Genomic DNA, 22,559 nt, shown 5'->3' with positions numbered 1-22,559 from the left:
TGGTCTTTTATTGGGTAATCATTATGGTTTGAATCGCTTGCTTGCTGATAGTCGCCTGAGCGGTTTGCCCGCCCAGCGTAATCGAAAAGGGCTTTTCCTGTTCAGTGGGGTTGAAAAGGACTACGGCAATAGAACCATCGGGGTTCCTCGCTGCCGTCACCTGAAGGGCCTCATCAGGGTTGTCAAACCCAATGCGCGTAGCGCCGGGCCGTATGAACTTGCTGAAATGCGCAAGGGTATGATAGATCGGTGTGAAATACACTTCGTCTTGCTCCGGGTCCACAATCACCGGCGCTACGCACCAGTTCTTAAACCAGTTGGGGCCGCCCTGCCGGTTGAGGACCATATTCCAGTCCACCCACCCGTCTACATGATTGTTCAGGCAGCCGATGATGTCGCGGGCGTAGCGGTATACCGGCACGTATTTGGGGTGGAGGTGCTTTTGGTCTTCCGGTGCCCAGTCCCAGCCCCAGTCGGTGCCTTCTTTAGACCAGTACCAGGCATCGTCTTGCCATTTGGGAACTTCAGCATCCACACAGGCTTCCGTCTGAATGAGGTATTTATCTGGGGCCTTTTCGTGGGCATACTGCAGTTCTTCCGGGAAGACCTCATAAGTACTTGCATACCAGTGGATGGCCGTGCCATCGAAATACTTTGAGGTTTGCTCATTTTTGTACATCTCATCCACCCATTCTTTCAGGTGCTCCCGGTTTTGGTCGTAGCCCAGGACTTTGACTTCGCGGCCGTCGGCTTCCAGCTTAGGCCCGAGGTGGTTTTGTACAAAAGCGGTCATCTCTTCCGGGGTAAAGTGCATGCTTTCCCAGTTGTTGTCATTGCCCAGGGGCTCATTCTCTACGGTAAAGCCCCAGATGTCAATCCCTTCTGTCTGATAAGCCGCTGCGTATTTGGAAAAGAACAAGGCCCAGGTATCGTAATATTCTGGAAGGAGCTTTCCGCCCATCCAGTCGTTATTGTCTTTCATCCAGGGCGGTGCAGTCCAGGGGGAAGCGATGATCTTAAAGCCGTCCGCTGAGGCCGCCATCGCATCTTTGATCATAGGGATTATATCGTCCCGGTCTTCCTCGATAGTAAAGTTTTGCAGGGCCGTATCGCCCGCTACCGGTGCGTAGGAATACTGGCCCAACGAAAAGTCGCAGGAATTCATGTGCGTGCGGGTCAGGGAGTACCTCGCCCCTTCCGGCCCGAAGTACGCCTCGATCACCTTGCGGCGGTTCTCCGGGCTGAGTTGGTTGAGCAGGTAAGCCGAGGCCTCGGTGAAGGAGCCTCCAAAGCCGGTGATGGTCTGAAAGGTTTCCTCCGGCTTCAGTTTTAGGGCCACGGGGTTTTCCGCTTCAGCGAAATCCTTCAAAGGGGTAAGCTGATGGCCCGCCGCGGAGGTTTCGTAAACGTCCATCGGCAGTGGGTTTTCAGACTGGCATCCTGCAAGCATAATAACGGCTAGTAGAACGGGTAAAGGGAATATTTTTGTCATAGGTTTTAGCTGTTTTGGTTTTGGTTAGTGCAATGCTGGCATGCGCCGGTATTACTCCGCAGGCTCCGGCATCGGCGGCGGGGCCGCTACGGTTTCCAGTAATGCGGCTTCATCCCCATCGTAGGTTTTGGTAACCGGTTGGCCGCCCCGGCCCAGGCCTTCAAAGACGCCTTCATCGACCAGGTCCCAAAGGGCATATTTGGCTTTGCCGTCAATGGTGAACAGCCCAAAGTGGTTTTCAGAACCACCGGGATTGGGGGCGTCTTTCCAGTTTTCATCAAAAGCCTCGAAGTAAAAGCAGCTGATACCTGCCTGATCGGTCCACGCCCGCATACCGTCATGGTAGAGGGCCGACTTGTATTCATCGACGGCTTTTGAGCCTTCCGGGCTGAAGAACCCGTTGGAGCTCGTAGCCCAACCGGTCTCCCCAATGTGAATGGGTTTGTCGGTTGCGCCCAGCCCGCGAACATAATCCATGACCTGCTGATATTGCGTTTGCGCATACTGCACGGCACGGTCCATCGCCGCTTCGGCCTGATCGGTTTTGGAAAGGCCAGCCTCGGCTTCCGTAATTCCCCAGAAGTCATCGTTGTAATGCGTATCGTGCATAGGGTAAGTGTGCAGAGACACAAAGTCCACGGCCCGCACCAGCTTTTCCAGATCGGGCACATGGTACTCCGCCCCGCCACCGCCCCAGGAGGCGAAGTTGTCGGAGCTCGTGATCCAGAGGTCTTTGGGCAATTCACCCTTGGCTTTCAGCCCCTGCAGGTGGTTGACCCACTTCAGGATCACCCCGGGCTGTACAAAGTAGCTCGTGGCCCATTTGACCATCGCTTCGTTGCCCACCGCAATGATCTTAACGATATCCGGGTATTGGTTGGCCAACCGGACAGCCTCCGCGATTTCGGCCGTATTGGATTCCACGTCCTCAACGCTATGGTCCGGGTTGGCGGTAAAGGCCCCTTTGCAGTCTATCCAGGCACCGAGCATAACGTACATCTCGAAGCCCGGGTCCTCCGCTTTCAGCTCGCGGATGGCCGCCAGTATATTGGAAGCCTGTGCAAGGTGCGTGTTGTAAGTCCGCAGCACTTTGATGCCCAGGGCTTGCAGCAGCAACATGTCTTCCTTCAGTTCCTGAACAGAAGGTTGAACGTCGCGGCTGTTGGTCCGGTAGCCCCCGTAGGAAATGGCGCGGTATTCTGGGTTGCCCAAAATACCGGCGGCGGTCACTTTATCTGGTTTTTCTGAACGGGTGGCATCGCCCTTTTCTCCTGAGGGGCTACAACCGAAACTAAAAAAGGCAATGGCGGCTGCGCCCAGCGCAGCCATTATAATCAGGCTAGTCAATCGTTTGGATTTGTGTTTTTGCATGGCTACTTCAATGCTTTTGGATCCAGGGAAACGGTTACCCTTGTCACGTTGCCGGTACGCCCGAAGACTTCACGGCTGAGCGCTTTGCTCAGTACCGTCGCTTCCGAACGCTGCTGCGTACCGTCCCGGAGTACCACCTGCAGCCCGGCGGGGCCACCGAGCTGATAAACCACCGGCACCTGGCAAATCGTAAAGGCGAGGGAACCGGCTTCCAGCTTAATGTCCTGTGCCTTGCCCGCTAGGTCAAGGTAGTGGAAAGTACGGGGCGCATTCAGGAACTCCTCTTTGCGCAACAGGCAGGGGTCAAACTGCAGCTGCCCCTCGTTGAAAAAGACGCCCAGCTCTCCGAAGCGGCTCAGAATGTCTTCTTTCACCTGCCCGGTCATGCCCGGTTGCTGTGCTCCTTTGCCAGCCGGCGTGTGGGAGTAAGGGTCGGTAGGGAATGCCCCGTAGAGTTCCGGCGATTTGTGAACGCCAATGCCTTCGTTGATTTCGTAGTAATGCTCCAGCAACCGGCCGACTACTTTCGGGCTCGCCTGTTCAGCAATCGCGCTGAGGCAGCATTCCTGAACAGCCAGCTGTAGCTTGGAGACCATGTGCCAGTAGATGGAACCCAGCCCTTCGTACCCGAAAAAGGTGCCCGACCGCCCGGTGAAGGCTTTGTGGTTGAATACCTGCTCGAATATTTTCAGTGCCGCTTTCCGGTCCGCTTCCGCCAGGGCCTGATAAGGCGTTCCCGTCAGACCATCCAGCCCGGCTTTCAGGTCGTTGGCATTCTTGAAATTGCCATTGAAATGGTAAGTGCCATTGATGTCCTTATAAACAATCCCGGTATGCCCGTCTTCGAGCAGTTTTTGGAAGAGGCTGGATTGCTGGACCAGGTCTTCAGGGATGTTATTTTTGGCCATAAACCGGCCCAGGTCTTTGTTGGGGTACAAGATATAGCTGTACTGATCATTGCGGAATAAGGCACTGCCTTTTAGCCCGTCCAGGACTTCCAGTGCTTCGGCCGCAGAGAGGGCACCGGCACTCAGTACCGCCACCTGCCCCTCCAGCATTTCGTCGAGGTAATCAATGGATACGCCCCCGTCTTCTTCCACAGCCATCAGATTGTAGGCGTGGTAGAGCCCATCGGCACGTTTGTTGGCAGCGATGGCGTGGTCCAGGTAAGCCTGGCTGATTTTGACGAAGGCTTTCAGGTCTTCAACGCTCAGCTCGTGTTTCTGGCCGGAAAAAGCGTGAGTATAGATCTTCGTCCGGTACCGGCTGCCGGCCTCGCCAAGCCCGGTAAGGACGGCCATGCGGCCTTTATCGCTGAAAGCTCCGGACAACTGCTCCTGATGTACGTTGAACGTTTTGAAGATGCCTTCGAAGCAGTCCAGCAATTCCGCAGAAACCCGAACGGAAGACACCTCCGTTTGGGCAAACAGATCATCAAAGAAATGCAGGAACCGGCGCATGTAGTAGAGCGTCACCATAGATACACCGTTGCCCACGAGAGCATTATTCGCATCGTTCCACTCGGGCCGCTGGGTGTTCATCCAAATGCCGCCCTCGGGTATGAAATTGGATAGTTTGGCGAGCAGGGAAGCCAGAATTTTCTCTATGAAATTGACGCGGTAAATGTCACCACTCTGATCACTGAGCAGCGCACCGTCTGCCCCGATCTGCTCCCGCTTTTCACGGATGGACTCGTCGGCTTCAAAGTCGAACTCAATCGTATCCTTGGAATCCTCCAGGATCTTCCCGAAGGGCTTGATTTTGTAAGGCACGTTCGCATAGACGAAGAGGTCTTCGTTAAAGTACCGTTGCAAATCACCGGGTGCTGCCTGCTCCCAAAACTCCAGCAGCTTCAGCAGGTAGATGATCTGATGATCGCCCCAGTAGCCGATGTAAGACCAGGCATCATCCGGCTCGATGGTCTCCCAGTCAAAGCCGTCTTTGGTCACCCGGTAAGGGTTGTAGCCATCGAAGGTCGTCGCGTTGAGGAACTTATGGACCATGCTCTCCACAAACCGTGGATAAGAGTGCGCCAGGGCTTCCCAGTTTTGGAAAATATCCCGCCAGTTGCCCTCGTAGTCCAGTATTTTCGAGCCATCCACTTCACTGCGGGTGTTGATAGAAAATTTGTTCCAGGGCCGGCTCGGGTCGCCGTGCCGGCGGCTGAACTTCAGGGGCAGGTACTCCAGGCACAACCGCAGCAGGTGGGGGTTGCCGGTAGATTGTGCAGCGCTGCGCAACGCCCCCAGGGTAAAGAGGTCCGGAAGGCCGTCCAACAGCGGCTTTGCAGCTTTGAAGACCAAGGTGTTGGCTTTCGCCAAATACTGGCGCAGGTCCTCCTTCTCCATCTGGTAGTGGTGGTCAAAAATACCGCCCCTCATGATATTGAAGAGGACATTGGAGAAGTGCCGGGCATCCCGGAACCCATCCGCCGTCAATTGGAACCCATCGGCAGCAGCATTCAGGGCAATCAGCCGTTGGGTGCCCGTACGGATATCTGCCCGGACCGCCCCGGGAAGATCCGCAGTGGCTTCAATTTCGTGCATGATCCGGGCGATATCAGCATGGTTCTTGTTCACATCGGCCAAGATCATCCACTGCTTTTCTGCATGGGGCTCCAGCTGGATTTCCTGGCTGACGAAGTAGGCCCCCTTTTCGGCCTTCATGTCGATTTCTTCTTCCAGTTCCAGCCCTTTTCTGAAGGCGTCCAACTGCAGGGAAGACAGCAGGTAAGTGGGAGATTCCAGCCCGCAGGACCAGGCGATATTTGCCTTGAGCGCTTCGCTGGGTTCCGCCCGGTCTACGATGATAGCGCTAAGGGCGTAGATGCCCAGCCCGGAAGGTTTTTCCAGCTCGCTCTTTTTGTAAGCATCCACCAGGTTGCTTTGCCGCGTTTGCAGGTCGCTGTTCACGCCCTGTGGCAGGATGTTCTGAATACCATCCAACAGGTGCACCGAAACCGCTTCTTCGTTCTGGTTGACCAGGGTAGACTGCCGGACGAAGCCAAAGGCATCGCTCGAGGCCCACTTGTAGCGGAAAGTCAGCCCTAAATCGTGGTTGATTTCCTCGAATAGCACCTTGTTGCCGTAGGTGTTTTTGTAGAGGTTCCGGCTAACGGTATACTGGCCCTCCTGACGGATGGAAAAGGGCTCCCAGAGCAGGCTTTCCCCGCCTTTGCTGACCCGGAACAGCGATTTGCTGCCGGTCACTTCGGCGGATTCCGTGATCTTGTCATCGGTATAGTAAGGAAATAGCGCGTACTCTGAATTTTTCCGCCCCGCCGTCAACCCGCCGTTGCTGGCGATGAACATCCAGTGATTGGAGTCACTGACGATGCTCATGAAGAAAGGGCGCATGGCATTGCTATTGGAGATTTTGAAGTAAGCTTCGCCTTCAATTTTTACCCGTTCGATATTGACGGCAGAAGCGGTTTGGTGGTCACCCATAAAGGTTGGCTGTTTATTTTAGCTAATGTTATCAGACTTGATGCGTCAGGGATCAAGTCTATTCCAGCTTATTGGGATTTTTACACTTTGGACTGCTCCAAAAGCAAATCCCCAACAAGCGCTTAGTTTGACCCGTTATACACCCTGACGTAGTCGACAAGCAAGGTCTGTGGGAAAACGGTATTAAGACCGACCGGCCCAACGAAATCTCCTCCCACGGCGACATTCAAAAGCATGTAAAACGGCTGATCAAACACCCATTCCCCCTCTACATCTTCAGGCGTTATCTGATTGTACAACACATCATCTACGTAAAAATTAATATAATCCGGGCCCCACTCAATGCCGAAGATATGGAAACCCGTATCAAATCGGTCATTAGGCAAAACATACTCTTTACTTACCGCCTCTCCGGCAGAATAACCTGGTCCGTGAACACTTCCGATAAGTGTGGAAGGGTCTTGGCCCCGGTATTCCATAATATCGATCTCGCCGCACTGTGGCCATTCCACTTCGTCAATATTGCTGCCCAGCATCCAGAATGCGGGCCAGAGGCCTCTCCCCCATGGCAATTGCATACGCGCTTCGATACGCCCGTACCGCTGTTCCACTTTGTCTTTGGTCGTTATACGGGCAGAGGTAAAGGTAGACCCCTGAAAACTTTCCCGAAGTGCCGTGATGTGCAACATGCCCCCTTCGACCTTAATGTTCTCCGGGCGGTCTGTATAATACTGTAGTTCGTTATTGCCCCAGCCAACGGGCAGCCCGTTATTGATGCCGTTCCCAATCTCATAATTCCAGGAGGACTCATCAATTGGGCCGTCCACATCAAAGTTATCCTCAAACACAAGGTCGGTGAAAGTGGTCACTGTTTGTGTTTCATCTGGCTCGCACCCCATAACCCCAAGCGCTAAGGCCAGTGAAAAAAGGAGGTTGATGGCAGGTCTGTATGTTTTAAAAAATGGTGTCTGCATTTTTATTTTGTTTTACTTTTTGATGTTTATAGTTCTCCAGGGTGAAATTTGTGAATCCTGACTTAGAGCGGAAATCCTCCTATTAGCTAAGGCTAAACTCCGGTTTTCGTGCCTCGTCTAACCAAAAAATGGTTAGTTTTCGACTAGAAGACAAAAGTCCCAACGCGCTCTTAATCCTTTTCACAGACTTTACCGTGGAGAACTATACAATGACTACTGCTGGTAGAAATAGATGTTATCAACGTAAATACTGGAGATCGTCGCATCTGAAACAAAGATGACCTGTGCCAAATTTGATCGGCCGGTCAGGCTGGGCATGCTTGAAAACGGAACATCAAGGCTATACCATTCCCCCTCTGTCAGGCTGGAACTATTAATCGTAATTTCCCCGCTAGAATCATCGCCCGTACCAAAGGTATTATCCGGGCCAATATCAGCCACTCTGACCGTCAGGAAATCTCCGGGCTGTATAGGCTCTCTGGGCTGAATGTCTACGTGAAAGTGCGTCATGGAAGCGGCATTGATCGTCGGGGCATCCTCCAAAAACTGAATACCTACGAAGTTCAACTCCGTGTAGGCAATGATGTTATCTCCGCCAATATTGACATCATCTTGCCCCTGAGTAGTTTGAAAGGGTGCCCAGTAACCGTTATAATAATCTACCGGTTGGTTGGTGTACGCATCCGAGAAAATAGAAATCACATCAGCGGGGTCCTGAGTAGGTTCCGGAGCGCCATTGAATTCATTAGCGACCGTCACTGTGGCAGAGCCTGTTGCCTCTACCCCATTTAAAGTAGCGGTGATCACGGTTTCTCCCGGACTTACGCCCGTAATATTGCCCTCTTCATCAACGGTTGCTACGCTGGGATCAGAAGAAGTGAATTCGAAGTAAGCCGGAGCGACACTAATGGTTTGATCCTGACCACTGCCCAAATTAACGGTTTGTCTCAGTCCGGAAGCCATAACGGATACACCGACAAAAGTTTGAATGGCAGCGTCTGTACCTTCATAAATGGAAGGCCTCAGTTGGGCCACCGTCCCCAGTTTTTCGAATTTCAATTCGTCAACCCAGAAGGTGTACCCCTCGCCATCCTCAGGTCCTTCAGCGTACCAAAACAAGCCGCTTACCTCAGTTAGTTTGGACGGATCAGGAATGGCAATGGTGTATTGACGCCAGTTGGTGGTCAGTTCCAGGCCAAAGAGCGTGACGGCATACTTATCCTCTCCAAAGTCTTGTCCAAAACCAATCTCATTGATGGTGGCTCTTTTGCTGGCTTTCGCCCAAAAAGTAAGTGCATCGAAACTGGAAAGGTCACGGCCGCCATAATCCGGAAAAATAGCTCCGGCATAAGGCCCGCTGGGGTCCCCTACATTAGGGACGTCAAATCGCATAGCGGATTCCCCTTGGTATACCTCTCTTTCCTCTACAGTAAACGCCTCAAAGTAAGAATCTCCGAATGGCAGATATTCCAACCCCGGGCTAAACCCGTCGATGAAGACGTCACCATTTTTTGGGAAAGTCGCAATAGTGGCCTCGTCAGAAAGGTCTCTTGTGCAATTACTGACGAGCAAAATAAATCCTAAAAAGAACAGGATATTTGATTTCATGACTATTTTCTTCTTCATGAGTTTTTTGTTTTTCACAACGGTTGTTTATTTCCCGATGTTAACGTGAATGTAAGTTCTGAATTCCCACTCGGTCCCGTTATCAAAGCCTACCGGGCTGATGGCTGGCTCTGTGGCAAACTCGGAAGCCGTTTGAATTGGAAGATAGCGAGGGGAAAACTCGTTTAAAGAACGCCAGGTCCAGCGCACGCCCAGTTGAGTACTTGGCAATATAAACCAATCGGGCTTGCCCAGCGTTGTGGACAGATCCAACATTAACTGCACAGGGTAGGTCAAGTTGAAGTCCCGATGGTAGTCAAAAGGGCCCCAGTCATTGATCTTGAAGTGAGAAATCAACTTGTACTTTTTGTAGATGGCCCTCACATCCATAGCATAACGCTCGAGCAATCTGTCGCTATCACCATTGGCCTGAGCCGTTCCGAATAAGATATTCGTGATAATCCCCAGGTCCGGGTTCAATTTAGAGACCGCTCTGATGTTGCCTTCCCACAAGTCTTGTGCAGGAGCAGACCCTGGAAACGCAAAGGAGGTACGATTACCCAAGAAACCGATAGCGGCATCCTGAGCAGTAGGCAGATGGCGATAAACGAAACCGGCGCTCATGGCAAATTTGGCATCTTCCGCCCGGTCGTTGTCCCATTCGTACATCCAGGTACCCGGAGTAGGGTCATAGGTGATCAATAATTCTCCGGCAACGGTTTCCCGGTTTCCTCTCACAGCGAAGGGGTCGTCAAGAATGTTCCTGAGCCGCCCTGGCCCCTGCACATCATTGGGAATAGGGTCAACGAGTGGCTTTTGCCACAGGAAGTTCGGTGCGATTTGGAATTTACCGATCGTATACGTAAATCCGGTTAAGAAATTATTTTGGTTCCCGCTACCATTATCCCTCAATCTCCATCCTGCAAAAGTGAGGGTTGGGTCTGCTCCGCCGTTGGCAACCAGCCCCATTACGGAACCCTGTGCGTACCAGTTGAAGGCTCCTTTTGAAAATTTGACTTTGGCTTTGCCCCCCCAGTTGTCGGAGGGGTTGATCTGATCTTCGTAGACTTCGTAACGGCCCGGTTCGCCTTCAACGATCTGGAAGCTCCGCCCATTCAGGGGCGATCCTCCCCAGATGCCGCCTACTTCAAGGTTCAACGGCCCCAGTTCACGTTCTACATGAATGGTAGCCCTCCGGGTTTTAGGCATAGGCACGGCTATGGAAGTCACAAATTCCGGAGCATCATCAATATCTTCGTGGAAGACACCGGTAACTTTGAACCTGTTGATTTCGCGGCCGTATTTCACCAGCACTGCCGGGTTGGCTCCCCACCACAATTGAGGGCCAAAAGCCACATGCAGCCCTTCCAGGGCTTTTTTACCATCCAGCTCCATCCCCAGGATTTCTCCGTTGTAGATATCCAGGTTGGGGCCGTAGTTCGCTTCCGGGTACAAGCCAAAAAAGTCGCCTTCGTACCCCCAGTGAAAGTGGCCCGTTCTGTAGAATGCCCTCAAGTCGAAATCCTCTGCGGTCCAGTCCACCTCAGCATTGTATAGCCTTAAATTGCCATCGCTCCTGATCCCGTTGCCTCCACGGTCGCGAATGATGTTTTCGTAGAAAATTTCATCGATCGGGTTATCGGCTACATTGCCCACTAAGTTGAAATTGGCACCAGCTCTCAGATTTGGAGTTGGATTGGCTTCCACACCAAAAAAGAAAGACTGCATATGGTCAAAGCCCAGTTCATCCGGATAAGCAGCCAGATTGGGGTTGGTTTGAGCCGCCGGGTCGGGCGAATCGGGCGTAGTGATCAACGTTCCACCGGTATTAAAGGTCTCCAACTCAGCTCTGAAACTACTCAGGCTGAGTTTCTTGTTGTCTCCCAGAGCCGCTTTGTCTCCCCGTGCTCTCAGCACGGCATCCATGAGCTGTATATTATCAAAGTAAGCATTGACCGAGGTGACGGTCGTACCAGACGAATAAGGGTCTAACTGATGGGCTTCTTTCAGGGCATAGTAAGCCGCTCTTGGATAAAGCGTGTACAACCCTCTTTCGCTGGTAGGCCCTTTGGCACAAATGCCAAACCACTCTTCGTTCATGTTGTTCCCGCCCTCAACGAAGTCTATGTTATAACCGCCGTTAGACCAGGAAGCGTTATTGTCATGTACGTCTGCGTTTTCCCGGTCATCAAATCCATATTTCCACCAGCCATCGCTGAACTGGAAAGTGAAACCACCGATAGAGTTGCCTACTTTCCCAACGCCGGCAGCATTCTCGTAGATCTCTCTCCAGTTGCCCACCATATAGTAGGCTTGCATTTTCTGGTCTTCGGCATTTTCTTTGGCATTGAATGCATCCGCGCCAAATTCGGTAAACATGATCGGTTTGTTGAGCTTGTCTTTCACCACCTGAAACATATCACCAAAGGAAACGCCCCGGTAGGTATTCGTTCCGTAGATGTCTACATCTTTACACTCCTCTGCAATGATGTCGATAAACAGCACATCACCATTACAAATGGCCACCGGGTGGGAAGGGTCAATAGCCTTCATTGCCTTGGCAGCATCGTTCATCAATTTATACATAGGCCTTCCCCTCTGCTCTCCAATGAATTGGATCCTTTTTTCATCATCAGGGAAATCCTCCGTTTCCGCTCCCTGCCAGAACAGGCCGTAGTTGTTCTCATTACCCAGCAGATACAGTAAAAGCCCGGGTGTGTTTTTATACTCGTCTACCAGTTGGGTCACTTCTTCCATCAGGTACTCCTGAGTCCTCGGGTTATCATAAAGAGTAACCGGAGTCCATACGCCATCTAAGGTGAGCCCATATCTGCCAAAAGAATGGTTGAGCATGGTGTAGATGCCATAATTCTCATAAATGTACTTAATCCATCTTGCCGGAACACCAGTGTACTGCCGGATCACATTGACGTTCATGTTCTTCAGAAGAGACATCTCTGCGTCCAGTCCGGCCTTGATAATATCGTCCGATTTTTTCCAAAAATCAGCATTTACCGTATTGGTACCGATAGGGATGTAGTCCCAGTTCATGCCATTGATCATGAAATCAGAACCGTTGACGACGAGTTTCATGCCCTGATCGCTTTGAACGACCTTGACGTCGGCTGCCTGCCCGAGCGCGGAGAGCGCAAACAGTGGCAACAATAATAAGGTTAAACTTCTTTTCAACATACAACGAGGTTTTATTCAGTTTAGGGCGTACTGAACCTTCAGTACGGCATAAATGAGGATGCAGTGTAATTCGATCATTTAAAAACCGATGCTATGTTAACTGAAAAAAGTATTATTTTAACCTAAATGAATGAAAACTTTACTCATCATTTCTTTCATTTTGACTAATTTCGCCACTACAAAACCAAACACTAACCAAATTAAATTCTTGGAAACCAAATTTTTATGATCTTCAAGAACTTTCACATTTCCCGTTGGGGCACTCACCTCACATTCATCTTCAGTTTTTTGCTGACGGTACCGTTTTTGTCCTCCGGACAGCCCGCAAAGGGCATCTATCCCATTCAAAATTTCTCTCCTGCAGACTATAAAGCCGGCATTCAGAACATCGATTTTGCCCAAAACCGGGACATGCGGATGTTTGTGGCTAACAATCTTTGCGTGCTCTCTTTCAATGGGAAAGAATGGGAGCGCTACAACTACAAGAGCGGCAAAAAAAACCGGTCCCTGGCGTTTGACGAAAGCAGCAATCGGTTGTACGTTGGCGCGCAGGGCGAATTCGGATACTTCGAGCAAGACTGGCAGTATGTCTCGCTGACCAGTGCGGTGCCCGTTGCGCATCAGGGCTTTGATGAGGTTTGGGATGTTTTTCTGGTGGGGAAAAAGGTGTATTTCTGTACCTTCCAGGGTATTTACGTTTACAATGGAGCTACTATAGAGGTCTTGAACCATCAAGACGGGCTGAAACGGTGTTTTGCGGTTAACGGTAAGCTCTTTGCGCAGACCCAACATGGAGCGTTGTTTGAGATTAATGGCCTGCAATTATCAGCCGTAAGTGGCTTCAGCCCGCTCAGGGGTATCCTGGCAGGGATGGTCGTCCATCATCAGGGCTATCTCTTGTTTTACAATTCAGGCGAGGTAGAGTACCGAACGCCCATAGAGGAGCGCCAACCCTATACCGCCCTGACCCAGGCCCTGGCAGGCACTTATGTCAACCATGTGCTGATGCTTTCTGACCGGAGGCTGGCGATCGCCACACAAACGGCCGGTTTGTTTTTATTCGACCCCCAAACCCAGGTCCTGGAACGCATAACCGTTGATGCGGGCCTGGCCACCAACGCCTGCCTGCGCAGTTATCAGGACTACGAAGGCAATCTGTGGGTCGGGATGCAAAACGGGATTGCCCTCATCCACATCAATTCCCCCATGCGGCTGATCGGGAAAGCCATTGACCTGCAAGGTAGTGGGTACGAAGGCTTTGAAACCAGGGAAGGCACCTACTTCACCACCTCCAGCGGCATCTACTTCCTTGGGCAGGGCAGGGAAAAGAGCCGTTTCCTGAAAGGTACCGAAGGGCCGGCCTATGGTATTGAAGAAATTGGTGGGCGGCTGTACGCCGGCCATCACCGGGGGCTCTTCCTGCTGGAAAACGGGCAGGCCCGGCAAGTGGCCGCCACCGATGGGATCTGGGCCGTCAAACCCCTGCAGTCCAACCCCAACTACGCGATTGGCGGCGGGTACTTCGGGCTCTATCTCTTCAAAATCAATTCCCAACAGTTGCTGGAGTTTATCCGGCCCATTGAGGGCTTCGACCTGTCCAGCCGCTTTTTTGAAGAAGACCGGCAGGGGCGGATTTGGGTCAGCCAGTATTATAAAGGCCTGTACCGGCTTTCGCTTTCCCCTGACCTGCAGTCGGTACAATCTGAACCCATAGCGGTCGATTCGCTCCAGCTTCAAAATGAGCAGATCGTACTGGCACGGGTGGAAGACCAGCTATACCTCGCAACATCTATCGGGCTCTACCGTTTGGACCCCGAGACCAGCACGATATCAAACACCCGCCGGTTTTCGGAAGATATTGATCAGCAGCCCATTTACCTGATCGCACAAGACCAGAAGAATAACGTCCACTTACTTTATGACAACGGCGTCGGCTTTTATGACAAGGTCAGTCAGGACAACTACCAATTCCAGCCTTCTTCCCTTTACCAGCTGAGGTACCACCTCAACAATGACCTGCTCCACGCATCAGTCCACATCAACCAGGGTATCCTGTTCTCCGCAAATGAAGGCTTTGTCCACTATACACCGGAGGCCGAAGACCGGCAGCGTATTCAGCACCCGATTATTACCAAGCAAGTCTACAGCGTTTCCAGAGATCAGGAATTGCGCAGCATCAGCCCTTTTGCTCCGGCCCCCGTGGCAAGTGCGGAGGTTGGGGTAGACCCGGGCACCAAAATCATCAAGTTCGGTATTGAAGCCTTCCAGTTTTCCAATTTGAACGACACCAAATTCCGGTATATCCTGAAGGGCTTCGATGAACACTACAGCCCCTGGACCAACACCACGAGCAAGGAGTACACCAACCTAAAGCCCGGCACATACGAGTTCAGGGCACAAGCCCGGAGCTACCTGGGCAAAACCATTACCAGCCAGCCGTTGAAGGTGACCGTTACGCCCCCGTTTTACCTTAGCACCTTTGCAAAAACCCTGTACCTGCTGTTGGCGCTAACCGCCCTCCTGGCTCTTTTCAGGTTCCAGAAGCGGCGGTTTCAGCGCAAAACCCATCAGCTGGAGCAAAAACAACAAATGGCGCTTCAGAAAGAACAGCAAAAGCTGAACCAGATTGAAGAAGAAAAGCAACAAGCTCTCAGCCGGCTGAAACAGGAAAAAGTACAGAGCGAGCTGCAGCACGTCAATAACCTGTTGGCCGCCTCGACGATGAACCTGGTGGTCAAAAATGAGTTCATCGACTCCATCAAACAGGCGCTGCAGGACTTGAAACAAAACGGAAAATGGGCAGAAGCCAAACAATCGCTGGAGCGGATTGTCAAAGAGATCGACATCAACCTCAAGCTGCAGGAAGACTGGGAGCAGTTCGAATACCACTTCGACAAGGTTCACGGTGATTTCCTCACCCGATTGCAACAGGCTTACCCCGACTTATCCCCGAACGAGCAAAAACTGTGCACCCTGCTGCGCCTCAACCTGAACACCAAAGAGATTGCCAACATCCTCAGCATTTCGCAGCGGGGCGTGGAGGTGGCCCGCTACCGCCTGCGCAAGAAGCTGGAGCTGGAGAAAGGGCAAAATTTATCGAAGTTTATTTTGGAGTACTGAGGCTGTTTTTTCAGGCAGCTGGTGCCAGGGACCGTTGCAGATGGTGGCCTTTGCCGCTATGACCGGAACACGGACGCCTTTGTCGGCTATTTGCCCGGAGCGGAGAGTCTATTTGGAGGTGATTTGCAGTGTAAAGGTGCTCCAAACATACTCTGAGGTAGAGATTGCACCTTTGAACCTCAGTGCCCGCCTCTGATATAAGAGCGTGTTGCAATGTAAGAGCGTGTTGGGACTTTGCTTTTGGAGCGAACGCAGCCAAATTTTGTTCTAATCAAGGCGTGATACATTCAAGAATGGGATTAAAGGGGCCCAATCTTGAATCACATAGCCTTAGCTACGTGACCGAAGAACAACGAAGAGTAGGACAAAATTTGGCAAGAGCAGCCCGAAGTGTAAAATCCCAACACGCTCTAAAAGGTCTACAGGAACCTGTAGAATTTTAACCCCTGAATGTTCTGAATGGTAATTTTTGCCGGTCCTGGTTAGTAAAAAATGACCTCTGGCAGCCTGAATTTCAAATCTGTCTCATCCACCGGCCAGAGACAAGCGCGGATTACGAGGAAAGCGCTATCTTCATCGGGCAAAAGATTAGAGAGCTATAGGTTTTCTATATAGTTCGGAGTTAAAAAAGCGGCTATGCATTTCCCACTTACTGGAAAGAGTTGGACGGGTGTATCTATCAAATGCTGGGTGGGGCTCATCTTGTTATGGATAAGCAGTGGGTTGGTCGCCCCGAGACAGGCATTGGCGCAGATACCGTACCCATCTGGGGCCAAAGCCCCGTTTTCCATTGAGCACTTTACGCCGGCAGATGGCCTGGCTGCTGAAAAAGTCATCTCTGTTGCCCAGGACACTATGGGGTATATCTGGATTGGGACTCAGGACGGGCTCCATCGTTACGATGGCTACGAACTACGCCTGTACCAGCATGATCCGGAGGATAGCCTTTCGCTTTCCGACAACATCATAGAAAAAATATATGTAGATCAGTCGGGTACCCTATGGGCTGGCACCTGGAATGGCCTAAACCGGTACGATCCCCGAACCGATTCCTTTCATCAGTATCATCATGACCCTGAAGATACAACCAGCCTATCAGGGCTTATGGTGATAGATCTGCAGGAGGATGCCCGGGGCAGGCTGTGGGTAGCGATGGGCAAGGGACTGGGTGGTTTGAGCCGCTATGACCCTGAAACGGATGCTTTTGTAAGGTATCTTCCCCGGGCGGAGCACCCTTACAGCCTGACTGCCAACAATCCCAGCCGGCTTTATCTTGACCGGTCCGGTGACCTTTGGGTTGGAATGGGGTCCCCCTTTGACTGGGAGCTCAATTATGGTGGGCTGAACCGGTATGACCCGGATCATGATGGCTTTATCCGGTATTTGCACGAACCGGATGATCCATACAGCCTGGCGCACAATGAGATCATCAGCTTGTATGAAGATCAGGCAGGCGTATTTTGGGTGGCTACCTGGGGAGGGGGCGTACAATTTCTGGACCGGAAAACAGATCGTTTTTATCCGGCGGAGGACCATCCGAACGGGCGTCGCCTTTTTGAACAGTCCCTGCGTAATGGGCGAAATGGCCCGGATCCCGGCGGGGTGCGCTTTCTTCATGAAGATGCCCGTGGGAATCTTTGGATCGGAAATTTCCTGGGGGGAGTGGATTGCTATAACCCCAAGACCGGTGCCATCACCCATTTTAGCCAAGGGGCAGCGGTAAACGGCGGGCTCACTGACCTGGCTGTCTGGTCTCTTTTCGAAGATGCCCAAAAGGGGCTTTGGGTAAGTACCTGGAATGGCTTAAATCACATTCGTCCCCAGTCTGAGGTCTTCGAGGTTATCGGGCATGGTGGTGAGGGGCAGCCTAAATTGGATGATTTGCATGTTGAGGCGCTCCTGCTGGATGAACAGGGGCAAATCTGGGTTGGCACCTGGGCCGGGCTGGAACGTCTCAACAGCGCCAAGGGGGAGCGCCAACTGTTTGAACTGGGGAAAAAACTGCCGGACAGTGGTGGTTTTTCCACAATGGGGCTTTCCCTGCATAAGCCGGAATCTGGTAAACTGTGGGTGGGCACTAATGAACGAGGGCTCGTACAGGTGGACCTTGAGACTAACCATTCCCAATTACTTGCCCGTCCTGACCCCCAGCAGAGTTTTCCTATTAATGTCATCTATGAGGATCAGGCGGGTACCATATGGGTGGGTACCTCTAAGGGTTTATTTTACTGGGATGCGCAATCAGACCTCACTACCGATCTTCCCCGGCAATTGTCCGCGCCCTTTCAGGAGGTACTGGACATTGTACCTGACCAGCAGGGTATGGTCTGGCTGGGGACGCCCAGTGGATTATTCCGGCTCGATGTTCAGTCCCGTAAGACAGAAGCGGTGCTAACCGGCTATAATATTGAAACCATTCTGAAATTGGGGCCCGAAGAGCTATGGCTGGGGTCGAATAGCTTTGGGCTGATAAAATTCAATCCTGTAACTCAAGACTATACGGTATTCACGAGGGCAGACGGGTTGCCGGGGAACCTCATCCGAAGTCTCCTTACAGATCAAGCTGGGCGGGTATGGATAGCTACCAACAAGGGTATTGCATGGATGGAGAAAGGGAATGCCGTTATCCGGACGTTCAAGCCTACTCAAATGCCGCCCATCTACACGTTTTACCCACAGGCCGCAATTGCCTTGCCCGATGGCAAACTTTTATTTGGAGGGAATGGGGGGATCCTCCAGATTGATCCCAGTCAGATGGTGGCAGACACTGTGGCACCCCGGCCCGTCATCCACAGTTTAGTGGTTTTTGATCAGAAGTATGAAGCGCGTCCGGGTGCCCACGCCAACCACTACCAGATTGAAGGCAGAGAGGCTACCTTTTCTCACGATGAGAATGATCTTACATTTGAATTCGCCGGGCTGCACTTTGAGCGCCCGGAGGACAATAGCTTCCGGTATAAACTTACGCCCTATGAGGAAGACTGGCGCACGGTGGGGACACAACGCACCGCCATTTATCCCAACCTGCCGCCCGGGCAATACACCTTCCAGGTGCAGGCGGCTAATCCGGACGGGGTATGGAGTACTGAAGCTGCCCGAATGGAGGTTGTCATCCTCGCACCCTGGTGGCGAACTCTCTGGGCCTTCATCGCCTATGGGTTATTAGCCCTGGGTGTCCTTTTTTCAATTGATCGGTTGCAGCGCCGCCGCCTGATCCGCGCGGAACGTGCCCGGGCCCATTTGCGCGAGGTCAATCTGCGGGCTGAAGCTGCTGAGGCTCAAGCCTTACAGCTTCAGGAACTGGACGAAGCCAAAGCCCGGCTATACGCCAATATCACCCATGAGTTTCGCACCCCGCTGACGGTGATCCTGGGCATGGCTGAGCAGATCCGTGGGCATGGACAGGAGCGCGACCTGATCCGCCGCAACAGCCAAAACCTCCTCCGCCTCATCAACCAACTGTTGGAGCTTTCCAAATTCGAATCGGGCAAACTTCGCCTCGATCTGGTACAGGGCGATATCATGCGCTACCTCCAATACCTGACCGAATCCTTTTATTCTCAAGCCCGGGAAAAAGACATCCGCCTGCTTTTCTATCCGGAAATTGAGGAATTGGTCATGGATTATGACGAGGCTAAAATCCAGCACATTGTGTACAACCTGCTGTCCAATGCATTGAAATTCACCCGGGAACAGGGGAAGGTAGTGCTGCATGCCAGGCGGCAGGATCAGTGCTTAGTCCTCAAAGTACAAGACAACGGCATAGGGATGGAGGAAGCGGATATACCTCATATTTTTGACCGCTTCTTTCAGGTGGATACCTCTGCTACCCGCAAGGGGGAAGGTACGGGCATTGGCCTGTCTCTCACCCGAAACCTCGTTGAGTTAATGGGCGGAGAAATATCCGTGGTCAGCCAACCAGGTAAAGGAACTACATTTACAGTCCGGTTGCCCATTAGCAATCAGGCCCCTGTGATTTCCACTCCGCCTGAAGAAGTGGCCACAACGGACCCTGCCGGGGAACGTAAACCCCTTCTGCCTTTGCTGGCAGGAGAAAAGGAAGCCGGCAAGCCGATCCTCGTCCTTATTGAAGACAACGCAGACGTGGCCACCTATATCTCCGGCCTGCTGCAAAACCAATATGAGATTCATATTGAGCGAAATGGACAGGCCGGAGTTGAGCGGGTACTGGAATTGGTGCCCGATATTGTCATCAGCGACGTCATGATGCCGGAAAAAGACGGATACGAAGTCTGTATGCAGCTGAAGCAGGACGAACGCACCAGCCATATCCCGATCATTCTGCTGACTGCCCGTTCAAGTAAAGAGGATCGGCTCGCGGGCCTTCGGGGCGGAGCGGACGCCTATCTGACGAAGCCCTTTGAAAAGGAAGAACTCTTCATCCGGCTGGAAAAACTGCGCGCGCTTCGGCAAGCCCTGAAAGACCGCTATTCCGGCGACAAGCATCTCATCCAGAATATTGCTCAACAACAAGCCCCCAATCCGGATGAGGCCTTCTTGCAAAAGCTCATCCATACCGTCCAGGAGCGCATTGACGATTCCCAACTAGGGGTTAACGACCTCTGCCGGGCTGCTAACCTCAGCAACACCCAGGTCAACCGGAAACTCAAGGCGCTGATGGGAAAGACCCCTAGCCAATTTATCCGGCTCATTCGCCTGCAAAGGGCGGCTACACTTTTGGAGAACAGCGATCTCAACGTTTCAGAAGTGGCCTACACCGTAGGTTTCAGTGACCCTAACTACTTCAGCCGGGTTTTTTCAGAGGAATTTGGCTATCCCCCCAGCGATACACGCAAGTAGTTGTTTATCAATTATTTACTTGGTTTTTAAGATGACCTGTGCAAAATAGGTGCTAAGATTTCCTGTCCTATGGGGAATAAGTGAAGGAGTGCTTTCACTGCACGGCCGATATTGCAGCAAAGCATTTTACTACTCAAATCACACCATCTTTCTTTTCTATCATCCGAACAATACGCATGGACCGAATAATTAGGTTTTTACTATTCAGCTGCTTATTGACCAGCATCCCCGCACAGATAGAGGCACAGCCCTGCATGGAACTCATCTGGGCCGACGAATTTGACGGCACGGTCCTGGACACCAATAATTGGAGCTACGACATCGGAGACGGTTGTCCGGATCTCTGTGGCTGGGGAAACAATGAGTGGCAGTTCTATACCGACGCGCCCGAAAACATCAGGGTCGAAAATGGCCTGCTAGTCATTACCGGGCGGGAGGATAGCACTGCCTTTAGTGACTTTACCTCTGCTAAGATCATAAGCCAGGGAAAGGCCGACTTCCGCTACGGCCGCTTTGAGGCCCGTATGCGGCTTCCGCAGGGGCAGGGAGTTTGGCCCGCCTTTTGGATGCTGCCGACCGAATCGGTCTATGGCATCTGGCCCCGAAGTGGAGAAATGGATATTATGGAGATGATCGGAACCAATCCCGGTCAGCTTGTGGGCACCGTCCATACCGGTATGCCATACGACTATGAATCTGGATATTATGACCTGCCTGCGGGCCAGATACTGGCCGACAATTTCCACGTCTACGCCATGGAATGGGAGCCGGATTCCATCACATGGTTCATAGATGGTATCCAATACCATCAGCTCACACCCGATGATATTGGCCCCTGGGCGCCTTTCCAGGAAGATTTTTACCTCATCATTAACCTAGCCCTGGGCGGAAACTGGCCGGGAGATGTGGACCCTGCCGTGCTGCCGCAGACCCTGGAGGTGGATTACGTACGGGTGTATAACCGGCCGGATAGAATCAGGATCGAGGGCCAGCAACCCACGGTAGAGGCGGCAGGGCGCTCCTATCAGGCCCCTGACATTGCCGGCGCCGACTACAACTGGACGGTACCCGCGGATGCCACGATCACCTCCGGGCAAGGCACCCACGCAATCACCGTAGACTGGGGCTGTACCCCCGGTGATATTTCCCTTGAATTACAAACCCCTTGTGACAATGCGAATTTGGTTTATACCGTGGCTGGCTTTGTGACGCCGACCCTATCGGGTCCGGAAACTGTCACGGAGAGTCAAATTGGTGTTACATACACCTTTCCACAGACAAGTGCTGGCGCTTTTACCTGGGAAGTACCAGCAAACGCCAGCATTGTCTCCGGACAAGACAGCAACGAGATTGTGGTGGACTGGGGCTGTGATCCGGGAGAAGTGGTCGTCACCTTCAACAGTACCTGTGGCGAGACCTTCAGCGACACGCTGACTGTAGCGCTGCAGACCTATCCCATAAGCGGCCAATCGTACGTGCCCCCCAATACGGTCAATCAGACGTATTCTATTGAGGAGGATGCAGAGGCTACCTATTCCTGGTCGGTACCCGCTGATGCCAGCATCCTCTCCGGGCAAGGCACCCCCTCCATACAGGTTGACTTCGGGACGACCTCCGGTGTCATCAGCGTAGCGGTTGCGAACTCCTGTGGCACCAAGACCTATGAATTCCCGATTGATGTAACGGAATCGTACCTGTATGTAGATTTTGATACCCGGGATTTGGAATTCGTTCCGCATGCTGATGCTGTATTTGAGGAGGTCGCCAATCCCTTTCCTTCCGGAATTAATTTGAGCCAGAGCGTCGGTCTGGTATATAAGCCAGCTATCGCTCCGCGCTGGGCAGGGGTAGAGGCTGACGTGCCGGAAATCCCGCTGGACCTCTATCCCGTGATGACGAGAAAAGTACTTTGCACCGATACGGGAGCAGTCAGTTTCATGTTGGACGATGTCGACTTGCCCCCGGGTGTGGATAGATACAGAATATTTGTAGAGTATGGCCCAGAAGATGTCAATACCTGGGTTCAACTGGTTTTCGATTTCAGCGGGAGGCCTGGCGGCGTCTATGAGCGGCTAAGGTTCACGCATAATCACTGGGGCCCCAGCTACACCAGCGATACCGAATACTGGTATTTTGATGATGTGATGGCCTGGAGTGACCTGAGCACAAGCACCAGCGCGGAAGTCGGCATAACCGAGACCATTACGGTCTATCCCAACCCCTCTTCGGACTGGTTTTATGTAGAGACCAAAGATATCTTTCCGGTGGGCAGCACTTACGATCTGGAGGTGCTGGATGTACAGGGAAGGTCGGTGCTCCGGCGGAAGGTCTTCGCTCAGGGGCAGCCAGTAGCTTTGGATTTAAGCACCCAGCCAGCGGGCTTGTATTTTGTGCGCCTGAGCGGGCAGTCGCTCCGCTATGTTAAGGCCATTAGTAAAATGGAATGATGAGATACGGATGGCATTGGCCTCAAGTCATTTATCATTGAAGACCGCAGGTCTAAAGCAGGAATCTCAGCAACCTTCAATAGCAAGAGAT

General features: G+C 52.2%; 9 protein-coding genes. 3 read left to right on the top strand and 6 right to left on the bottom strand.

The window, feature by feature from the left end:
- Window positions 1–7 precede the first annotated feature (7 nt).
- From RIC19_RS03375 to RIC19_RS03350, 6 genes are all read right to left on the bottom strand, one after another.
- Window positions 8–1,450 carry a glycoside hydrolase family 30 protein gene (locus RIC19_RS03375; RefSeq protein ID WP_502930819.1) on the bottom strand — a complete coding sequence of 481 codons (1,443 nt, stop codon included), beginning with the start codon at window positions 1,448–1,450 and terminating at the stop codon, window positions 8–10.
- Window positions 1,451–1,543: 93 nt separating this feature from the next.
- Window positions 1,544–2,821 (bottom strand): glycosyl hydrolase family 17 protein, encoded by a 1,278-nt coding sequence (locus RIC19_RS03370; protein WP_502930818.1) that lies wholly within the window; start codon window positions 2,819–2,821, stop codon window positions 1,544–1,546.
- Between the two features lie 44 nt (window positions 2,822–2,865).
- Entirely contained in the window at window positions 2,866–6,309 is a 3,444-nt protein-coding gene (locus RIC19_RS03365) for a 1,3-beta-D-glucan phosphorylase, GH149 family (RefSeq protein ID WP_350176833.1), read from the bottom strand.
- A 122-nt stretch (window positions 6,310–6,431) separates the two neighbouring features.
- On the bottom strand, window positions 6,432–7,283 hold the full coding sequence (locus RIC19_RS03360) for a glycoside hydrolase family 16 protein (protein ID WP_350176831.1): 852 nt from the start codon (window positions 7,281–7,283) through the stop codon (window positions 6,432–6,434).
- Between the two features lie 213 nt (window positions 7,284–7,496).
- A complete protein-coding gene (locus tag RIC19_RS03355; protein WP_350176829.1) occupies window positions 7,497–8,909 on the bottom strand; it encodes an Ig-like domain-containing protein in 1,413 nt (470 codons plus the stop codon).
- A 27-nt stretch (window positions 8,910–8,936) separates the two neighbouring features.
- Window positions 8,937–12,080 carry a glycoside hydrolase family 2 TIM barrel-domain containing protein gene (locus tag RIC19_RS03350; protein ID WP_350176827.1) on the bottom strand — a complete coding sequence of 1,048 codons (3,144 nt, stop codon included), beginning with the start codon at window positions 12,078–12,080 and terminating at the stop codon, window positions 8,937–8,939.
- Between the two features lie 225 nt (window positions 12,081–12,305).
- On the opposite strand from RIC19_RS03350, the gene RIC19_RS03345 reads away from it, so the two are divergent.
- The 3 genes from RIC19_RS03345 (at window position 12,306) to RIC19_RS03335 (ending at window position 22,468) form a co-directional block, all read left to right on the top strand.
- Window positions 12,306–15,200: a helix-turn-helix and ligand-binding sensor domain-containing protein gene (locus tag RIC19_RS03345; RefSeq protein ID WP_350176825.1), complete on the top strand. Its 2,895-nt coding sequence runs from the start codon at window positions 12,306–12,308 to the stop codon at window positions 15,198–15,200.
- 636 nt (window positions 15,201–15,836) lie between these two features.
- Window positions 15,837–20,021 (top strand): two-component regulator propeller domain-containing protein, encoded by a 4,185-nt coding sequence (locus tag RIC19_RS03340; protein WP_350176823.1) that lies wholly within the window; start codon window positions 15,837–15,839, stop codon window positions 20,019–20,021.
- A 176-nt stretch (window positions 20,022–20,197) separates the two neighbouring features.
- Window positions 20,198–22,468 carry a PKD-like domain-containing protein gene (locus RIC19_RS03335; RefSeq protein ID WP_350176821.1) on the top strand — a complete coding sequence of 757 codons (2,271 nt, stop codon included), beginning with the start codon at window positions 20,198–20,200 and terminating at the stop codon, window positions 22,466–22,468.
- The last annotated feature ends 91 nt before the right edge of the window (window positions 22,469–22,559 follow it).

Origin of the sequence: Phaeodactylibacter sp., from assembly GCF_040219495.1 — a bacterium.
GTDB lineage: Bacteria > Bacteroidota > Bacteroidia > Chitinophagales > Saprospiraceae > Phaeodactylibacter.
Note: the sequence above shows the minus strand (reverse complement) of the source record. Positions and strands in the feature narration are given on the sequence as shown.